At 43.7% G+C, this 18,822-nt stretch carries 12 protein-coding genes and 3 pseudogenes; 5 read left to right on the top strand and 10 right to left on the bottom strand.

Going from position 1 to position 18,822, the window contains the following annotated elements; translation table 11 throughout:
* Positions 1-8 precede the first annotated feature (8 nt).
* Together AOT11_RS15945 and AOT11_RS15940 are read left to right on the top strand one after the other, a co-directional pair.
* Positions 9-1,721 carry a type I secretion system permease/ATPase gene (locus tag AOT11_RS15945; protein ID WP_017422395.1) on the top strand — a complete coding sequence of 571 codons (1,713 nt, stop codon included), beginning with the start codon at positions 9-11 and terminating at the stop codon, positions 1,719-1,721.
* On the top strand, positions 1,714-3,054 hold the full coding sequence (locus AOT11_RS15940) for an HlyD family type I secretion periplasmic adaptor subunit (protein WP_017422396.1): 1,341 nt from the start codon (positions 1,714-1,716) through the stop codon (positions 3,052-3,054). The genes AOT11_RS15945 and AOT11_RS15940 overlap by 8 nt, the downstream gene beginning before the upstream one ends.
* Before the next feature lie 186 nt (positions 3,055-3,240).
* Here the strand turns inward: AOT11_RS15940 and AOT11_RS15935 are convergent, their stop codons facing one another.
* From AOT11_RS15935 to malK, 10 genes are all read right to left on the bottom strand, one after another.
* Positions 3,241-3,564 carry a VanZ family protein gene (locus tag AOT11_RS15935; protein WP_011082421.1) on the bottom strand — a complete coding sequence of 108 codons (324 nt, stop codon included), beginning with the start codon at positions 3,562-3,564 and terminating at the stop codon, positions 3,241-3,243.
* Between the two features lie 73 nt (positions 3,565-3,637).
* Entirely contained in the window at positions 3,638-4,951 is a 1,314-nt protein-coding gene (locus AOT11_RS15930) for an MATE family efflux transporter (protein WP_026050765.1), read from the bottom strand.
* Positions 4,952-4,961: 10 nt separating this feature from the next.
* Positions 4,962-5,993 (bottom strand): glycosyltransferase, encoded by a 1,032-nt coding sequence (locus tag AOT11_RS15925; RefSeq protein ID WP_017422398.1) that lies wholly within the window; start codon positions 5,991-5,993, stop codon positions 4,962-4,964.
* Complete coding sequence (locus AOT11_RS15920; RefSeq protein WP_017422399.1) at positions 5,990-6,823, bottom strand: putative capsular polysaccharide synthesis family protein; 834 nt, start codon at positions 6,821-6,823, stop codon at positions 5,990-5,992. The genes AOT11_RS15925 and AOT11_RS15920 overlap by 4 nt, the downstream gene beginning before the upstream one ends.
* 217 nt (positions 6,824-7,040) lie before the next feature.
* On the bottom strand, positions 7,041-8,081 hold the full coding sequence (locus AOT11_RS15915; RefSeq protein ID WP_017422400.1) for a glycosyltransferase: 1,041 nt from the start codon (positions 8,079-8,081) through the stop codon (positions 7,041-7,043).
* Positions 8,082-8,104: 23 nt separating this feature from the next.
* Positions 8,105-10,285: a GumC family protein gene (locus tag AOT11_RS15910; protein ID WP_026050764.1), complete on the bottom strand. Its 2,181-nt coding sequence runs from the start codon at positions 10,283-10,285 to the stop codon at positions 8,105-8,107.
* A gap of 19 nt (positions 10,286-10,304) precedes the next feature.
* Complete coding sequence (locus tag AOT11_RS15905; RefSeq protein ID WP_017422402.1) at positions 10,305-10,838, bottom strand: polysaccharide biosynthesis/export family protein; 534 nt, start codon at positions 10,836-10,838, stop codon at positions 10,305-10,307.
* Between the two features lie 13 nt (positions 10,839-10,851).
* Positions 10,852-12,066: an outer membrane beta-barrel protein gene (locus tag AOT11_RS15900; protein WP_017422403.1), complete on the bottom strand. Its 1,215-nt coding sequence runs from the start codon at positions 12,064-12,066 to the stop codon at positions 10,852-10,854.
* 34 nt (positions 12,067-12,100) lie between these two features.
* Positions 12,101-13,501 carry an undecaprenyl-phosphate glucose phosphotransferase gene (locus tag AOT11_RS15895; protein WP_017422404.1) on the bottom strand — a complete coding sequence of 467 codons (1,401 nt, stop codon included), beginning with the start codon at positions 13,499-13,501 and terminating at the stop codon, positions 12,101-12,103.
* A gap of 414 nt (positions 13,502-13,915) precedes the next feature.
* Positions 13,916-15,031 (bottom strand): maltose/maltodextrin ABC transporter ATP-binding protein MalK, encoded by a 1,116-nt coding sequence (gene malK, locus AOT11_RS15890; protein WP_011082430.1) that lies wholly within the window; start codon positions 15,029-15,031, stop codon positions 13,916-13,918.
* Between the two features lie 669 nt (positions 15,032-15,700).
* On the opposite strand from malK, the pseudogene malE reads away from it, so the two are divergent.
* The 3 pseudogenes from malE to malG form a co-directional block, all read left to right on the top strand.
* Positions 15,701-16,878 (top strand): annotated as a pseudogene (gene malE, locus AOT11_RS15880) (maltose/maltodextrin ABC transporter substrate-binding protein MalE).
* Positions 16,879-16,949: 71 nt separating this feature from the next.
* Positions 16,950-18,524: pseudogene (malF, locus tag AOT11_RS15875) on the top strand (maltose ABC transporter permease MalF).
* A gap of 18 nt (positions 18,525-18,542) precedes the next feature.
* Positions 18,543-18,818, top strand: a pseudogene (gene malG, locus AOT11_RS15870) (maltose ABC transporter permease MalG); the annotation flags it as partial.
* Positions 18,819-18,822: the final 4 nt, after the last annotated feature.

Here is an 18,822-nt window from a genome sequence, read left to right as displayed (position 1 = left end):
ACTTCTAGGTGGGTAGTAATTTGCAAAATTCCGCGTTTAAGGAAGTGAAGAAGAAACTAAGAACACTATTTGTATGGTCACTTTTTTTTAGTTTTTTTATCAATATTCTTGTACTTTCTATACCCATTTACATGCTTCAAATTTACAACCGAGTGATTTCGTCATACTCCGTTGATACATTGGTTTTGCTGACCGTCATTGTTCTGTTGGCTTTATTAACTATGTCTGCACTTGAAGTGGTACGGGCACATATTAGCAAACGCTTTGGCTTTTGGATTGATAACCGTCTCTCTAGCCTAATGTTAAGACAAACCGTTCATTTTAAAACACACACTGGGCGTAATTATACTGCGCAGGTATTGAGAGATTTGCAGACGCTTAAATCTTTTTTTAGTGGATCTTCGCTTTACCCTTTGCTTGACGCTCCTTGGACACCACTGTTCGTTTTCTTCGTTTATATGCTGCACCCTGTCTTAGGACAAATCGCTTTAGGGGGCGCGTTTACTCTATTGTCTTTAGGCTTATTTAATGAGTTTGCGATTCGTAAAGCGGCACTCGATAGTGATAACCGAGCGGTTAACGCCATCGCTAACGCAGAAACCGCGGCACAAAATGCCGATTCTATGCTTGCGATGGGGATGATGAATGACTACCTCAGGAATTGGTATCAGTACAATCAGCAAACGCAAGTGGTTGAAGATAATGCGGTAAGTCGTTCAATCCTTATTGCCAATATTTCTAAGTTCATTCGTAGTGGCCTACAAATTTTACTTCTAGGTGGCGGGGCATGGTTAGTGATTGAGCATGAAATAACCGCAGGTGCCATGATTGCTGCCTCAATTTTGATGGGAAGAGCTCTCTCCCCAATGGAGCAAGCGATTACGACTTGGCGTTCGGCATCCCTCGCTAAAAGTGCTTATGGTCGATTGAAAGAAATCAGTGACAAAGTTCAGGTTGATGAACTCAATATGCCATTGCCCAGACCCAGAGGGCATTTCGAGTTAGCTAACGTTTCTTATCGTCATCCCGGTGTTGCTGAGCCAGTTCTCTCTGGCGCTCAATTTTCCATTCCTCCTGGTTGTGCGGTTGGTATTATCGGCCCTTCGGGCACAGGGAAATCAACGCTGGCTAAGTTATTGGTCGGTAATATCAAGCCCTTAGCAGGAAAGGTGACCTTAGATGGAATGGATGTTTCTCTCTGGGCATCAGAAGATTTGGGAAGGCATGTAGGGTACTTGTCTCAAGAAATAGAGTTATTCCCCGGAACCATCAGAGAAAATATCGCCCGACTCAAAATAGAGCAGCCAGAAAAAGTAATACGGGCCGCTCAACTGGCGGGTTGCCATGAAATGATACTCAAGAAGCCGAAAGGTTACGATTTTGAGATAGGAGAAGGTGGGAGAGGGTTATCTGGTGGAGAAAGGCAGAGAGTTGCGTTGGCGAGAGCCATCTATGATGACCCATCGGTCGTGATATTGGACGAAGCGAATTCAAACCTAGATGGTGAAGGAGAAGCGGCGTATCAAAATGTCATTACTCACTTAAAAAATCAAAAAGCCACCGTGATCGTTATCGCTCATAATCCGAGCACGATGAGAAATATGGATCGTCTGCTCTATCTCTCTGAAGGCCGAGTTAAGCTGTATGGCGAAAAGAACGAAGTACTGAAGCGTTTGATGGGATCGAGTCAAACAGACATTCCGAGGGTCAATCATGGCTAATCAATTAGCGGAGAGAAATGGTGAGACGTTAGACGTTGTAGAACGTTTTTCGCCACAAGATACTCTGAATATCAAAGGACCCATTGTTATGGGTTTTTTATCTATTGCACTATTTGGCGGTGGTATTGGCTACTGGGCGGCAACAGCAAAACTTGAAAGTGCAGCCATCGCCTATGGTGATTTGTCCGTAAGCAGTCAACGTCAGGCAATTCAACATCTTGAAGGTGGCATTGTTGAACGCTTAATGATCCAAGAAGGGGATTATGTTGAGAAAGGCCAGCTACTAATACAGCTTTCTGAACAGCAATCTTTGTCGCGTTTAGAATCTCTTAAAGGCCGGTTTGTCCATGCCGTCGCAAAAGAGAGTCGTTTAAAAGCAGAGTTTAATAATACGAGTGAGATTGTTTGGGAAAGTGACCTCGAGAAAATGGCAATCTCAAACACATTGCTGGAGGCGCAGCAAATTCAAAAAAAGATTTTTGAGGCGAGAGCTCGTTACTTCGAAAGTAAACTCAATATCGTTCATCAGACGATTTCTGGTGCAAAGTTGGAGCTCAATAATTTGAATCAAACCAAAAAAATTGAGCGGGAAAGACTTTCGTTAATCGAAGAAGAAATCCTGAGTAATCAGACATTAGTAAAACAGGGGTTTTCCGGTAAATCAACGTTGCTGCAGTTTAAAAGATTAGCAACTGAAGTAAGAAGTACCTTGAGTCAACTTGATAGACAAACGTTAACAGTGCAAAAACGCATCGACGAAAACCAATCCCGTTTAGAGGAAATGGCACTCGAGCGAATCAACGAAGTGGTCGTTGAATTGAGAGAAGCGCAAAATGAAATTGTCTCTATTCGAGAAGAGTATCGTGTGGCTCAAGATATTTATACACGCACTGGGATACGCGCGCCAATTTCAGGCAAGGTAGTGAATATGAAAGTTTTCACCGAACAAGGTGTGATTCGTAGTGGTGAAACGTTACTGGAATTGGTTCCTGACGATGACAGCTTAATCGTGGAAGCGAGAGTCAGTCCTCAAGATATCGATCTTATCTCTCCAGGTTTAGATGCTAGAGTGCGCCTTACGGCACTCAATGCGCGTATTCAAGAACCACTCAATGGTAAGGTTCTGACGGTTTCAGCGGACAAACTGTCTGAACAAAACAAAGAAGACTACTATTTGGCGAGAATTGCGTTGAATGACCAAGATGCTCAGCAGCATCAGTTAACGGCGGGAATGAATGCGGAAGTGCTTATCTTGTCTCGGCCACGGACACCAATCAGTTATCTTCTCAAACCGATTACAGAAAGTTTTAATCGTGCTTTCAGAGAAGAGTAATGGTGTGGAGATCGAATAATTACTGATGTGTCGAGATGTGGTCGGTGAGTGTTAGGTGAAGTGAGTGAGGATGAGGAAAGGAGAATTCAGGTTCTCCTTTTTTATTGTCATCGGATCGTGTTTGGCTGCAATGGTCATGTCGAACTGCGAGATAGTACCCACAGTAGGCGACGTTTATTCGAGAACTTAATGCTGCTTGAGCAAAGGTTTAAACTTAAACAGATAAAGACGAGCCAGAAGATAGCCAGTAGTAATTCCAAACCAGTTTGTCATCATATCGGATGTCGAAAACGTGCGATGGCTTAAAAACAGTTGCGATAGCTCATCGAGTGACACAATAAAAAGCAACAAGACTAGAAGTCGAATTGCAAATATGTCATTGGATATGGCTTTGCACATTGAAGGGAAAGCGAGAACAGCCATGTAAGCGATTAAAAAGCTTAATGTGGAATGAAGAGCACGGCTCCCACCAATATAGTATTCAAATTGTTCGTAAACATGGCTTTCCATTCCACTACTTTTCCATAGTGAAAGTGAAACTGTCATGATGCAAACGACAAATAATCCTAATTTTCTCATGTCTCTATCCGATGGGTACAAAGCCTAAGTATCGTTTTACATAGTAAAGTGCGGCCAAATTCTGTATTGCCATACCGATTGCAATTGAACTGGCGGCACCAATCACCCCATACATTTGGCTCAGGGCCAAAAGCAAAATAATGGCAATGCTCCCAGAGGCTATGGTGATGTATTTCATTGTTTTCTCGTAGCCACTCATCAACAGGAGAAAGCCAACCGAGCCGGTGGCGACATTCACCAACTGCCCAAGCGCCAATATGGCTAACAAGATACCTGCAGACTCAAACTCTGCACCAAAGAGAGTCATGACTTCTTGTGAATAAAAGGTACAAGCAATGACTGGAATGAGAGAAAGAGAAATATTGAGTCGGAAAGCGTTGGTGCTTAGTTTTTTCAGTTTTTTCATCTCTCCTTGCTGATATAAGGAGGCAAACATTGGAGCGACAATAAAATTCACGCTGATCAGCACAAATCCAATGAGCAGCGAAGTCCTTTGAGCTGCAGCCAATAAACCCAGATCGCTGTCAGTTAGATAGAATCCCGCGATGATCAAACTGCCCCACTGGATCACGTTGGTAAAGATATTGCCAATCCAAACCTGTTTTGCACTGTCGGTTAATTCCGCATTATGGGCAACGGGTAAGGGCACAGTGGAGTATTGACCTGAACGAAGCCATTGGATCGTTGATATCAATGCAACCATAGAGGCTGAAAGTAGCAGAGCCAGCAACATGCTTATCAGACTAATGATCTCAAAGAAATGCAATATCGTAATGAACAAGACTAGAAAGCAGCTCACACCCATCTGCAAAGCAAATATCGCAGGAGTAACATGGCGTATCGCTTGTAAGGCATAGCTATTGAGTTGTGCTAACACGATAAGTGGAATGGTGAGTGAAAACAAAGCGAAGAGGCTAGGAGTGATGTTTACATTGATGAGTGATGCGCCAAAGGTAAATTGAACGATGAAGGCTAAAATGCACAGAGAAAAAGAGAAGGCCAAACTTCTTTGCACTGAGATGGTATAGTTTTCGCTCTGTTGCTGTATCGAATTCTGACTGAAAGCGATGGCATTGTATTTCACCAATGAAACATTGAATCCAAGCTGACTGACGATAGCAACGAAGGAGACCAAATTAAAAAGATAGAAAAATTGTCCGGCGACCGTGGCATCTGAGAACCTTGCAACAGCAATCGTGAGTATAAACGCAAACAAGGCCGATAAAATTCGCATGATCCCTGTCTGTACCCCAATTGAAACGAGTTTTTTTTTCTCATGGGACAAACCAGACAATTTTTGATTAAGCGCGCTGAGCATAAAATGATTCTCAAATATATAGGCTGCTGAGCGCCAATCTTTGTTTTTCTTCACTGTAGGTGTTGTTCATATCACTACAGTACTGTTGGAATGGAATGGTATCGAAGTGTTCTACGCAGTGGATGATCTGTTTTGCCATTTCTTGCGGGGTACTGGCTAGGAATGGGTAATCCAGATCTTTTGTTGCGCCGATTTTGCGAATGACCATAGGACGAGTCAGTTTAGCCGCTTCGAGAATGGTAAGAGGCATCCCTTCCCATGCTGCTGTGTGTAAATAGATGTCCGCATTGCGAAGGCGTTCTACCACTTCTGTTCTTGGCAACATACCAGTGACTTCGATACCTTTGTCACGCAACTGCTGTTCTAACGAAGGGTCCCCGCCTCCTATCCAAGTAATGTTCAGCTGAATAGCAGAGTTATGCTGCAAGATATGTTCAGCAACTTGACAAAGAAATTGGGGATCTTTTTGTTTCGCCACTCGCCCTAAGGCTACAAGGTTTATCTTTTCGCCTCGTGGAACACTGTTGCCGGCGTTAGATTGGTAGGTGACGTAGTTATTCAGTAACTCCGCTTTTTTGGCTCCCAACGAAATGGCTAAATCGCATTCACGCTGGCTGCATCCAGCAATCGCAGTAAATTTCTTAATGCGAATCCCTTCGAGTATTCGATAGAATTTTTGTGCATATACCGAGATGTCTTCTCGTTCAAACGCGTAACAATGCGGGGTATAGATAAGTTTTGCATTGCCCACAGTCAAAAATCGCCCAAGAAATCCCGCCTTGCTGGAGTGGAGGTGGATCACCTCCGGCTGGAGTTGTTTGATACGTTGATTGGCACTCAAGAAAAATTGAACCAGATTACCATCAATGAAGGTGGAAGATTGAAATTGGTTGTTACCGTTTTCTTTCGTAGAATCTTCTTCACGGGCTCGGGCAAAAAGGTGATGCTCAATAGGTTCATTCCTTGATGAATAAACGTAGCTATAAAGTGCAGTTTGTACACCACCGCCAAATGCTTCTGTAATATGCAGTACTTTTTTCATTTTTGACTCGTCCCTGGTGTCTTTAACCATTTGTTCTTAAATTGAGCTCTCTCTTCCTCTGAATATAAATGACGGTAGAGTGGTAGGTCGTACATGTAAAATAGCTTTGAAAAGTCGTAATTGTTTTTGAAATGACTATAGATATTTGAATACCACTTGTTTTTTGCTTCATTACTGTTTTTTAAAATAAAGCCATCAACGTTGAGGAATTTAGCGATGTCACTATCTAATTTATTAAGATGTTCGCACTTTATTAGCATCACTTCTGTTTTCTTGTTTTTGAAAAGATAAAACTGTTCCTTGTTATCAATGTCACTTTTAATGACGTCAATACCAAAATTTTTATTTAATTCATTATCGAACCAATTCGCGAAGTAATTAAGGTTAATATAATGGTCGAAACAAAACTCGAGATGTTGATAAGTCCTCTCCATGTCTCGATGAATGGAATCGTTCTTTTTTCCTTCGATAAACTGAATATGAAGGTCTTGGAAAAAACGAGAGAGAACAGTGGCAATCGGATCTCGAACAAGCGTAACGATTTTTAGATGATTTCGATTCTGTAAAAGTCGTTTTCTATGATTCAGGATAACGCGGTACATCGTCCGATTTTTAAAATCAAAGAACTTTTTGACGTCCTGACGATTGTGATACATTTGAAACTCTTCATGATCGTCAAATGTATGAATGTGATAGCTAGGTATATTGTAGTCACTCAACGTATGCTCAATAGAAGAAGATCCGACTTTTCCCATTTGGTACACCAAGACGAAATTATCGGATTTGAGCTCTTTATTTTTCTCAAACTGTCTATTCAATGAGTATTTCATAGTTCCATTCCATAGATTATAACGTGCGATTGAGCACAGGTTTGATGAATGATTTTTGATTAATAAAATAATATTAATAAGAATGGTATTTCTTTAATTTATATACCCTTCCTACTTGAAACTGCAGCGGTGTTGGCTGCAACTCCAAGTTGTTTGGGTATATAAATAATATTTGAAAATAATTTTTATGGGTTGGTATTGAAATTTTGACGGTTAATCATCCTTGGATGAATAGTCCATCATAAGCTTTATAATAACTGTCTCTAAATTTCTCAATGGTAAATTCCTTGCAACGTGAAATGGAATATTTACTCGCTACACTATAATTCTCATTACTGTCGCAAACTTGAATTATTTTATTCGCCAGTTCTTCACTGTTAGAAACTTCAAATAAATAACTAGCGTTGCCGATGACATCATCCAATCCTGGAACATTCGAGCTCAATACAGGCAAACCTGCCGCCATGGCTTCTACAGCCGCCAACCCAAATCCTTCAATGAGGGAAGACTGTACATAGAGATCCATTTGCTCTAAGAAAGTAGGGATATCGGTGACGACACCATGAAAAAACACTCGATTCGTGATATCTAACTGCTGAGCGAGAGATTCCAGCGCCTCTCGCTTTTGGCCATCGCCAGCTAGGTGTAACTGGTATTGTGTTGGGAGTAGGGCGACGGCTCTAATCAGCGCTTCATGATCTTTATGCTCATGCAGTCGACCCACCATGCCTATTTTGATTTGAGCCGGATGTTTGATGCCTGTTCTCGCGGACATCGAAAAGCATGACAGATCAACGCCATTGTTAATGACTTTGTATTTCTGACGAAAATTCGGCATGAACTTGATCAACTCTTCCTGCACCTTCTCGCTAATACTGACGGTAAGATCGTGGCTTAGATACAAGAGATACTCCATAAACTTAAATGCCGGATAGTCGCGTCTTCTATTGCTTGAACTGTGTTCTGTCTGCAGCTTTTTCTTACCTAAGGCAAGCAGTGCAAGATAGATCGACGGATAAAGATGCCCATGAACAATGTCTGGCCAGCGAAACAAAGCCCATTTTTCCTTAAAGGTGAGTGTTTGCCATACATAACACTCAATGCCATGATGACTGAGCGTTTCGAGATAATCATTTTCGTGGCAAAGCACCAGAATCTTTATGTCGTACTTAGCCTCTTCGCCAGTAACGAGGTCGACCAAAAACTTCTGCGCGCCACCATTTTTAGATAGATCATTGATAATATGTAAAATTCTCATGATGCTTCGTTCTTTATCTCAAGTTAATAAGCGTATTTTTGGACATAGTGGGCTTCCTCTTGTGGTGTTGTTGCTTGAGAAATAACAACGCCAAATGAAGGAATATCGTGCTGACGTTGTTTCGACAGCGCCGTTTTAGCCAAAGCGACTTTGGTAGAGTCTGAGCGAATGACGGTAATCAATCCTTGAGCCAACTGGCCAAGAATCAATGCATCGCTGACGGAAAGCAGTGGAGGAGTATCAATAATGATGCGATCGTATTTTTCCTGTAGTGTGTTTAGGAGATTTTGGAATCGCTTTGACGACAGCAATTCTTGTGGATTTGGCGGAAGCAGACCCGCGGTTAAGACGTCGAGATTCGCTTCTTCGATTCGAACGATGCACTCTTCTAAAGGTGTGTTCATAGTCAGGATGTTGCTTAAACCCGGAACTTGTGCGGGAATATTGAAACGTTTTTCTAGCGAAGGTCGGCGTAAATCGCAATCGATCAAAAGTACACGTTCTAAGTTTGAGAAGGTCGATGCGATGTTGATACAAGTGGCGGTTTTCCCTTCTTCAGGTATGGCTGACGTAAAGACCAAGACTTTTTGCTTACTGTTCACCAGACGTAACAGTAGCGAGGTTCGGATGGAGCGACACGCTTCGCTAAACACGCGATTTTGAGGATCAAGATAGGCTTGGAAACTGACGCCTGGTTTACGTAATTTGCGACTGCGAACGTAAGGTATGGTACCAATACAGCTTAAACCGAGTTTGTTCTCAACATCTTCGGGTGTACGGATCACGTCTTTAATCATATCTAAGATGATGGCTGCGGCAGATGAGAAAAACAGCGCAAACACCGCACAGATGATGACGAGTTTTAGTCGTTGCGGAGCAATAGGGAAAAGTGGTTCGAGAGCTTTGTCTGTAAAACGAGCATTGACGTTACGAAAATCACTGGTCGCCGTGGTCTCTTTTTCGCGGTTTACAAACGCTTTGAGCAGTTCTCGATTACTTTCAACATCTCGTTTGAGTTTCTCATATTCCGCTTTTTTTCCGCCCACTAATTGGATTTCGGCCTTCTTGTTGCTCATTTCTCGACGAATGCTGTTTTCAAAGCTCTGAGCTACTTTGAGATCCTGTTGTTTGCTCAGCACCATTTCCATGATCAACTGTTGCGAACGCGCTTGGATATTTTGTAATTGGGCTTTTGCTTGAATCATTTTGTCGTGTTTAGGGCCATAACGCTGTGAAAGTTCACCCACTAATTTCTCTGCGTTACTCTCCAGCATTTTGAGTTCGCGTATTTGGGCTTGATTAGCGAACTCATCGATCGAAAGCAGGCTATCGAGGTTTTGTGCGGATTTTCGCAGCAGAAGATCACTTAGGGTTTGTGCTTGAATTCTCTTTTCTATCGCAATGTTGAGTTTTTTACTCAGCTCTTCCAATTCATTCGCGTAAATATCATCGATGCCATTGATGTCGACGAGGCCTTCTGTGGTGAGAAATTGTTGTAGTGCTTGTTCTGACTTGTGTAGTTTGTCTTCCAATTGTCTGGCATTACTGTCCAGCCAATTGGTTGCATTTTGCGTTACTGCCAGTTTCGCCTCAAAGTTGGAATCAATATAGGCTTGACCGATGGCATTGGCGATTTCTGCTGCGAGTTTCGGATCGGCGGAGCGGAAACTGACTTTGACCAACTGAGTGTTGCGTATCGGATCAATATCAACTCTGTTTTTGTAGCTTTGTAACGCTTCATAATAGGAAGAGTGATACTCATTGGTTTCCGTTGGGTTCGGTGAAACATTCAACAGATCTTGTATCAAAGGAACGGACTTAAGCTCATTAAGCTTTGTTTTGAGCGAGCTTGACCCCGTAAAGTGTGGATGATTGGTAAGATCAAATTGTTGGATGATCTTGTCAGCGATGTGGTTAGATTGGAGTATCGCTATTTGTGTCTGAAAGTACTCTTTTTTGGTGGTATCTAGACCATAGACTTCCTCGATCGATAATGCGTTGCGCTGCTCTTCCTGAATTAAAATGGTGGCCGTCGCTTGGTAAATCGATGGTTTTGAATAGATAAACCAAGTTGCGGCTAACGTAATCACCAAAGAAAGGGTGACAATACTAAACCAATGCTTTCTGAGGACCTTTAGATAACTTCCAAATTGGAACAATTCTTTATTACCGATGTAATAACGGTTTGTTTGATTTTCATTCATTGCAGTGTATCCGTTCACTCTAGAAGAAGCTCTGTTCAATTACGACAATATCGCCAGGAGACACTTTCTGGCTTAGTGAGACTTTTTTTATGGTTTCGCCATTTTGGCTTTGTGTGAGATGAATATTGCTACGAGAGGCTCTGTCTGTTAGCCCTCCGGCAATGGCAATGGCTTTTTCAATGGTCAATCCAGGTTGATATTCAAAACTACCGGGACGCCTTACTTCGCCATTAACATAAAAGGCGCGGAACTTATTAATCGAGACCATGACTTTGGGGTTCACTAAATAGTCCCCTTTTAGCTTTTGCTCGATCTCTTCTTTTAGTTCTTTAGGGGTTTTCCCTTTTACCAGCACTCGGCCTAAATAGGGGTAGTCAATTTGGCCATCGGAGGTGAGTAAAATATTGGGAATCGATAAGTCATCCTCGCCATACACCAAAATGGATATCGAATCGCCACTATTTAGTTGGTAGCCCGCGTCGGATATTGATGCAGAGACATAGGGTGCCAGAATCAGACTTAACCCTAGTAGCACCTTGAGTAAAAATTTCATGTTTGCTCCATGCTTATAACGACAGCCTAGCGGTCACTGTCCAAATGTGTTGATCAAAGCTGTATCCAGACCAGTTGGATGTTTTGTCTTGGTACTGCCAAGCCGCGTCAATTCTCGCCCAGCGCCGGAATTGGTATTGGGCTTCTGCGCTAAGCTGAAACCGCTCTTCCTTTCGTAGTACGCCACTTTGGTAGGAGCCAGTGTAATCGTCTTGTTGATAGAGTCCTTTTAGGGACGTGACGAAATAACTGTTCCATGCTTGGTCAAGCTGAAGTGAGTAGCGAGTTTGTAGGTTGTAGTCACCGTCTTGTTCTGGATTGACCGCGGCTTGCGTGGTTAACAAAGTCCAGATCGTATGCTCTTGAGGTTGCCAACTGAGGCCAATATCCCAACTGAGTCCTTCGAATGTAGCGCGTTGCTTGTCATCAAACTCCTTGATCTGATAGCCGAGCTTGGCGGTGCCTTTGGTTTTACCGGTTATTTCCCAACTAACACCGGTATAAACAAAAGTACTGGTTCCATCGCGTGAGGCAACGGATTCTCGTTCATGTAAATACTCAGTGAGGTGAAGCTGGGAGCCGACTAACCAATACGTTTCAGGGCGCAGACGATAGTAGAACTCACTATGGAGAGACGGGGTTCTAAAATCGCTGTATTTGGTTGCTGTCAGAGTGCTGGTGCCGTTTTCATATTTGGTAAACGTTTTGTCTAAATAGTTAAGGCCAAACTCTAGCCTTCCTTGCGAACCAATAGCACCAAACACATAGTTACTTTTCAACTGATTCGATTGAAATGTGATGAGCTCTGGAAGTGCTAAGGATATTTGTTCACCTTCGGTCAGACCTTCTCCACGCGTTTCGTGACCCAAGCGGAACTGGTAATCCAAAACCAAACGATTACGATGATTAAAAGTAAAATAATTGGTTGTTTGAAACTTGTGGTCTAAATAGTCATTCTGCTCATCTGAAGAACGGCCAAAATCTGCAACATAAATAAAATCCGCTTTGTACTGATTTCGGTCAATCCTTGCCAATAGGGCGGGTTTTACACCTATCGTGGAGACATGAGAGGATTCAGCTTCTTGCTTGGCGATATTGTCATCAAATCGATAGTAAGTATGAAGTGTCGGGATAAACTCAATGCCGGATTCGGTCGTAAACGCAAGTGGCTCGACCGCACCCACCCAAACGGGTAACAAACCTAAGGCAAATCCGGTATAGCGTTTCATCGTCATTCCTTTTACTAAGTATTGGCTGTATGGCTTAGTAAGCATTAGAACCAGTAAAGCCTTTAAACACGGTGAGAAAGATGATTTTGATGTCCATCCAAATTGACCAACGATGGATGTAGTCCAAGTCGAACTCAACGCGCTTTTCCATTTTGTCTAGGGTGTCGGTTTCGCCACGATAACCGTTGATTTGCGCCCATCCTGTGATGCCTGGTTTTACCTTATGGCGAAGCATGTAGCGATCAACGATCTGGCGATATTCTTCGTTGTGCGAAACCGCATGAGGACGAGGGCCAACAATGGACATGGTTCCTTGAAGTACGTTAATGAACTGGGGCAGCTCATCGAGTGACGTACGGCGCAGAAAACCGCCAAATGGTGTAATCCGAGGGTCATTTTTTGTTGCTTGTTTTACGTCAGAGCCTTGCTCCATGGTCGTCATGGAACGAAATTTCCATACGCGAATTTTGCGTCCATCTAGACCATATCGATCTTGCTTAAAAATCACGGGACCGCGAGATGTGCACTTGATACCAATGGCGATTGCAATGAGGATTGGTGAAATTAACAGCAGTATTAGGCTGGAAAAAACGATATCTTCAAAACGCTTAAGCCATGATGAAAAACCGGCAAACGGAGTGTCAAAGACGCTGAGAGTTTGGACTTGCCCAATCTGATCCCAACGAGAGTGAAGCAGATTGTAAGTAAAGAAATCAGGAATGAGATAGGTGTTTGCGGTGGTGTCTGAAAACTGGTGTAGAAACTTGGCGATACGTTCGTTAGCGTGCATTGGCATCGCAATATAGACGTAATCGACTTCGCCATTTTTCGCTTTGCTCAATGCGTCTGCAACATTGCCTTTGATCGGATAGTCTGCATTGCTCTCGTCTCGCTCGACGGTTCTTTCATCATAGAAACCTTGAAAGATCACGCCGTGCTCAGTGTGATTTTTTAGTTCATTGGCCAAGGTGATGCCATGCGGTGTTTGGCCAACAATGATAGCGGTACGTGTGTTTAGTCCCAAGCGACGGAGGTAAGATAAAGTCGAGCGAAAAAGTATCCTCCAGCACATGAGTAGAATCGGTGTAATAAGTAACCAAGGGGTTACAATATCTTCGTTGTAGGTATCCAGAGTTTTGGTGAAGAAGTGAATGGCAATTTGCAGCAAACTTGTTGCTAGCCACGCTGCGCAGGCCAAGGTGAGCTGTTGTCGAATCGAACTGGTACGCCATGAGCGATACAGCTGCGCGCTTTCGGCAAAGAGAATAAAGATGAGCCCTGAGACGATTGCTAACATCAGGTAGTCTTTTGGAATGGCAGCCAAATGATAAAGTGTCAGCAAGGCCATAAAGCCGATGATGATCGTTAGATCTGCCAAGCGATACAGAAAAGAAAATTCAGTCTCATGTGAGCGAATCAATCCTTTGTTATTCATAATGTCATTCCGTCAAATTTGGCACGCTACCGCCCTTGAGTGTCGTTTCTCAATGTCGTGCTAACAGTTCAATGTGATGGTGTCTGTTGTTTGATATGACGCAATTTGCCTCGCGAAATATCAACAACAGTTGCAAGGAAGTGTAAGAATTTGAGTGAGTTTGGTTAGTGGAATTAAGAATGAAATTTCGACCTTCGGTTAATAGACCTAAATCATAAAAATCTAATACCTAAAATCGAGAAAACGAGAAAAGTGTTAGTTATTGCGGAATGAGAAAAACTATAGTGCAAGATGCTAGCGGAGAATAATCAGTAGAAAGTGTCAGAAATACAAAGAAATGTCGGTATAGCATAAAAAACAAAAAAGCCTCTTATCTAGGAAGAGGCCTTTAAAGACATGAAGATTAAAATAGTATTAACGCTCTACGCCTTTTTCATTAAATAGGCGCTTGCACGCACGGCCATCGCTGTGGAATAGGTGGCAGCGATGAGCTGGGATACCAATTTCTAAGCGATCGCCAGAATCCACGTCCAACGTATCTGGTTGGCGGTAGATTACATCCGCATCGGCACTCTCTAGGTTGAGGTAGACTTGCGTTTCATTACCCAGCTTCTCGACGATCATCACTTCACCATCGATCACTGCGTCGCCTTGTGCAGAGGAGACTAGGTGCTCAGGACGTACTCCCAGAGACATGCGATCACCTTTGTTGACGGTTGTTCCATCCACAGGGACCCAGAAAGTCACGCCGTTTGATAGCTTAACTTGAACGCGTTCGCTCTCTACATCCACGATTTGCACACTCATAAAGTTCATTTTTGGCGAACCAATGAAGCCAGCAACAAAACGATTTTCAGGGTAATGGTACAGCTCTAGGGGTTTACCAACTTGAGAGACAAAACCGCCATCGAGTACCACGATTTTGTCAGCCATGGTCATTGCTTCGACTTGGTCGTGCGTAACGTAAATCATGGTACAGCCAAGTTGACGTTGCAGTTTGGTAATCTGGGCACGCATTTGCACGCGTAGAGCTGCGTCTAGGTTAGACAAGGGTTCGTCGAGTAGGAACACTTTTGGCTGTGAAACAAGGGTACGACCAATTGCCACGCGTTGACGCTGACCACCCGAAAGGGCTTTTGGCAGACGCTCGAGTAGGTGGCCAAGTTGTAGGATTTCAGCGGCTTGCTCTACGCGTTTGTCGATCTCTTTTTTGTCTGCTTTCGCTAACTTAAGGCCGAATGACATGTTGTCATAGAGATTTAGGTGCGGATAAAGTGCATAAGACTGGAAAACCATGCCTACGCCACGTTTCGATGGCTCTACATCATTCATACGCTCTTCACCGATATAAAGATCGCCAGAGGTGATGTCTTCTAACCCTGCAATACAACGAAGCAATGTCGATTTACCACAACCCGATGGACCGACAAATACTACGAATTCGCCTTCGTTGATCTCAAGATCAACGTTTTTAGAAATCAATACGTCGCCATACGCTTTACAAACATTTTTTAACGTGACACTCGCCATTTAGCTCGTCCTCGATCAATTTTTTTATAATTCACTGTCCATCATTATATGAATTATGGAGCCGGACAGTAACAGTAGGAATCGGTAAGTTAAGCAACAGTAAGAAAACAGGGCGGCACTTTAAAAATGGAGTTCCTATATTAAAGTGCCACCCATCATAGCCAAATACGAGTTTTCTCCCCCACATTCATCAAGATGTCTCCCCCGTGAATAACAAACTACCACTAACATCTTAACTAATGACATTCCACTCGTATGGCAATGAAAACCAGCAAAAACAGTGACCAAGTTGGCCTGCTGGGAAAGGGTTCTTACCATCCACTCTTGGATGGGTGCAGTTTCTTCGATATAGCACTTGCCTACATCCTCCTACGGCAATTAATTGTAGGGGGAGTAGAAAAGGAGGAGGGCGGGCTACGCCTCTTCCCCCAGAGTGGGCAAATATCACAATAATCGCGTCATTAAATGTGAATTCGATCGCATCGAGTGCCGTTTTTGTGATTTTGCTCTCTTACCTCTGACGATGTAGATCACGAAAATACGCCATAATATCTGGGGCGTAGAGGATAGGAGGATGAGACAGAGCAGGTTTTTTCAGATGATATACGTCGAAATACGGCTCATCCTCTGTGGAGTAGCCCTACATCAAAATATAAAAAGGATACGAACATGAAAAATGCTCTAAGCGCTGTCGCACTAGGTACTCTTGTTGCACTGGGTTCTTTCGGTGCACACGCTGCCATTGAAGAAGGACAACTGACTATCTGGATCAACGGTGACAAAGGTTACAATGGTCTAGCAGAAGTAGGCAAAAAGTTTGAAGCAGACACAGGTATTAAAGTGACGGTTGCTCACCCAGATGCGCTGCAAGATAAATTCCCACAAACGGCAGCAACGGGTGACGGTCCTGATATCGTATTCTGGGCGCATGACCGTTTCGGTGGTTACGCAGAAGCGGGTCTGTTGGCTGAAATCAAACCTTCTAAACAAGTTCAAGAAGGCATTGTGGATTTCGCATGGGACGCAGTGAAGTACGATGGCAAGATCATCGGCTACCCAATCGCGGTAGAGTCTCTATCTCTTATCTACAATAAAGATATCGTTCCAAACCCACCAAAGAGCTGGGAAGAAGTGGAAGCGCTAAACGCGAAACTGAAGAAAGAAGGCAAATCTGCCATCATGTGGAACCTAAAAGAACGTACTTCACATGGCCACTAATGGCAGCTGATGGTGGTTACGCGTTCAAATACACTTCTGAAGGTTACGACGTTAAGGACGCAGGCATCGCGAAAGATGGCGTGAAAGACGCAATGAACTTCGTTAAATCGCTGGTTGAGAAAGGCATCATTTTCCAGACATGGATTACTCAGTCTCTGAATCTGCATTTAACCAAGGCAAGACGGCGATGACCATCAACGGTCCTTGGGCGTGGGGCAACATTGAGAAGTCTGGTATCAACTACGGTGTGACTACACTGCCTAAGTTCAATGGTCAATCTTCTAAGCCTTTCGTTGGCGTTCTTACTGCGGGCATCTCAACGGCATCACCAAACAAAGACCTAGCGGTAGAGTTCATTGAGAACTACCTACTGACAAATGATGGCCTACGTATGGTGAACAACGATAAGCCGCTAGGTGCTGTTGACTGAACTCGTTCCAACGTGAGCTTGATGCAGATGCTCGTATTGCGGCGACAATGGACAACGCAATGAAGGCGAAATCATGCCAAATATCCCACAAATGAATGCATTCTGGGGTGCGGCGAAAAACGCGATCGTTAACGTAGTGGATGGTCGTCAAACTGTGGATGCTGCTCTGGCTGACGCAGAAAAACAAATGACAAAATAATGTAACTTTTTAAGGAGGGGTAACTCCTCTTACTTTTCTTTTCTTTTTATTATAATCGCTAGCAGGTTCCTATGCAGTCAGTTCAAGGTACAGATGCTATGACAGCTCCAGCAGCCAGCCTGCCGGCAGCAAAAAAGTGTTTATTAAATGGCGCTTCTTGGCACGGTCGGTCTTATTAATGGTTATGCAACGATTCTAATGTATTCTCGCGGTGAGGTTGCTTTTGCAATGTTGACCGTGATTCTTACCGCATTGGCGTTGTATGTGTTTGGTAGTAAAAAAACTTACGCTCATCGCTACATTTATCCGGGTATTGCCGGGATGATTTTGTTCATCCTCTTCCTTTGGCATACACCGTTGGTCTTGCGTTTACCAACTACAGCGCTAAAAACCAGCTTTCTCTCGATCGTGCACAAAGCGTGCTTTTGGACCGTACTTTCCAAAGTGGTGAAAGCTATCCGTTTACGCTGTATAAAACCGATTCTGGTCACCGTATTGTCATTAAAGATGGCACGTCCTACTGTCGACACCTGAGTTTGTTCTTGGAGCGCCATCAGCGATCTAGACTTTCTCCAGTGGATGCGGTGACAGGCACAGAAGAGCCGATTAAGACTATTGTTAGCAACCGTACTGCACTGAGCAGCATCGATTTGCACTTTGGCTAATGGTGATGACATCCGCATGAGTGGCTTACGCAAGTTTGCTGGTGTGGTGCCGCTTTACGACCATGCAAGCGGATGGTGAAACGCTGAAGAACAATCAGACTGGCGAACTGCTCAAGCCGAATATGGACGTGGGTTTTTACAAGCGATGGATGAAGCAGGCAACTTTGTTGGCAACACCGTCTCTCCAGGTTTTGTGGTGGCAAATTGGTACCGATAACTTTGAACGTGTTTGGAAAGATGACGGCATCAAAGAGCCATTCATCAGTATCTTTATCTGGACAGTGGTTTTCTCAATTCTCACCTAGTGCTCACTCTCATGATTGGCTTGGTGCTGGCGAGTGTCGTGCAATGGGAAGAGCTAAAAGGCCGTGCTATTTATCGTGTATTGCTGATTTTGCCTTATGCGGTTCTGCGTTTATCTCAATATTGATCTTTAAAGGTCTGTTTAACCAAAGCTTTGGTGAGATCAACATGGTGCTAAAGGCGCTGTTTGGCATCAGCCCGAGTTGGTTTCTCTGAATCCCATCATGGCAAAAAGCATGGTGCTGATTGTGAACACTTGGCTTGGCTTCCCTTACATGATGATCCTTTGTATGGGTCTATTGAAAGCGATTCCGGAGAAGACTTGTGAAGAAGCCTGCGGCGATTGATGGCGCCAATTTCGTGCAAAACTTCACTCGCGTGTGACGTTGCCGGCTGATGATTAAGCCGTTGACTCCACTGGCCATTGCAAGCTTTGCATTTAACTTCAAAACACTTCGTCATGATCCAGTTGTTGACGCAAGGTGGTCCAAACATGATTGGTACTTCAGAGCCTGCGGTTACACCGACTTGTTGGTGAGCTACACCTACCGCATCGCGTTTGAAGGCGGCGGCGGCCAAGACTTCGGTTTGGCAAGTGCTATCGCAACACTGATTTTCCTACTGGTTGGCGCGCTGGCTCTACTTAACCTGCGTTTCACAAAGCTGTCTCAGAACTAAAGGTAAGGAGCATACAACATGGCAATGGTACAAGGTAAATCACTTAATACCGCGTATGGGCAACCCATATTGCGTTGTGGACCTTCTTATCGATGATCATCTTCCCTTTGTTGATGATCGTGGCAATCTCGTTCCGTGAGGGTAACTTCGCGACAGGTAGCTTAATTCCAGATAACCCGTCATTGGAGCACTGGAAGCTGGCTCTTGGTTTCTCCGGTGACGAATGCAGATGGCTCTGTTACGCACCGCCATTGCCCAGTTCTCACTTGGTTATGGAACTCGGTAAAAGTCGCAGGTA

Source organism: Vibrio vulnificus NBRC 15645 = ATCC 27562 (genome assembly GCF_002224265.1).
GTDB lineage: Bacteria > Pseudomonadota > Gammaproteobacteria > Enterobacterales > Vibrionaceae > Vibrio > Vibrio vulnificus.
Note: the sequence above shows the minus strand (reverse complement) of the source record. Positions and strands in the feature narration are given on the sequence as shown.

Bases quoted from the DNA above. Each gene is read 5' to 3' on its own strand.
- AOT11_RS15910 (WP_026050764.1), bottom strand. From the start codon at position 10,285: ATGAATGAAAATCAAACAAACCGTTATTACATCGGTAATAAAGAATTG.
- AOT11_RS15915 (WP_017422400.1), bottom strand. From the start codon at position 8,081: ATGAGAATTTTACATATTATCAATGATCTATCTAAAAATGGTGGCGCG.
- AOT11_RS15895 (WP_017422404.1), bottom strand. From the start codon at position 13,501: ATGAATAACAAAGGATTGATTCGCTCACATGAGACTGAATTTTCTTTT.
- AOT11_RS15935 (WP_011082421.1), bottom strand. From the start codon at position 3,564: ATGGAAAGCCATGTTTACGAACAATTTGAATACTATATTGGTGGGAGC.
- AOT11_RS15905 (WP_017422402.1), bottom strand. From the start codon at position 10,838: ATGAAATTTTTACTCAAGGTGCTACTAGGGTTAAGTCTGATTCTGGCA.
- AOT11_RS15920 (WP_017422399.1), bottom strand. From the start codon at position 6,823: ATGAAATACTCATTGAATAGACAGTTTGAGAAAAATAAAGAGCTCAAA.
- AOT11_RS15925 (WP_017422398.1), bottom strand. From the start codon at position 5,993: ATGAAAAAAGTACTGCATATTACAGAAGCATTTGGCGGTGGTGTACAA.
- AOT11_RS15900 (WP_017422403.1), bottom strand. From the start codon at position 12,066: ATGAAACGCTATACCGGATTTGCCTTAGGTTTGTTACCCGTTTGGGTG.
- malK (WP_011082430.1), bottom strand. From the start codon at position 15,031: ATGGCGAGTGTCACGTTAAAAAATGTTTGTAAAGCGTATGGCGACGTA.
- AOT11_RS15930 (WP_026050765.1), bottom strand. From the start codon at position 4,951: ATGCTCAGCGCGCTTAATCAAAAATTGTCTGGTTTGTCCCATGAGAAA.
- AOT11_RS15940 (WP_017422396.1), top strand. From the start codon at position 1,714: ATGGCTAATCAATTAGCGGAGAGAAATGGTGAGACGTTAGACGTTGTA.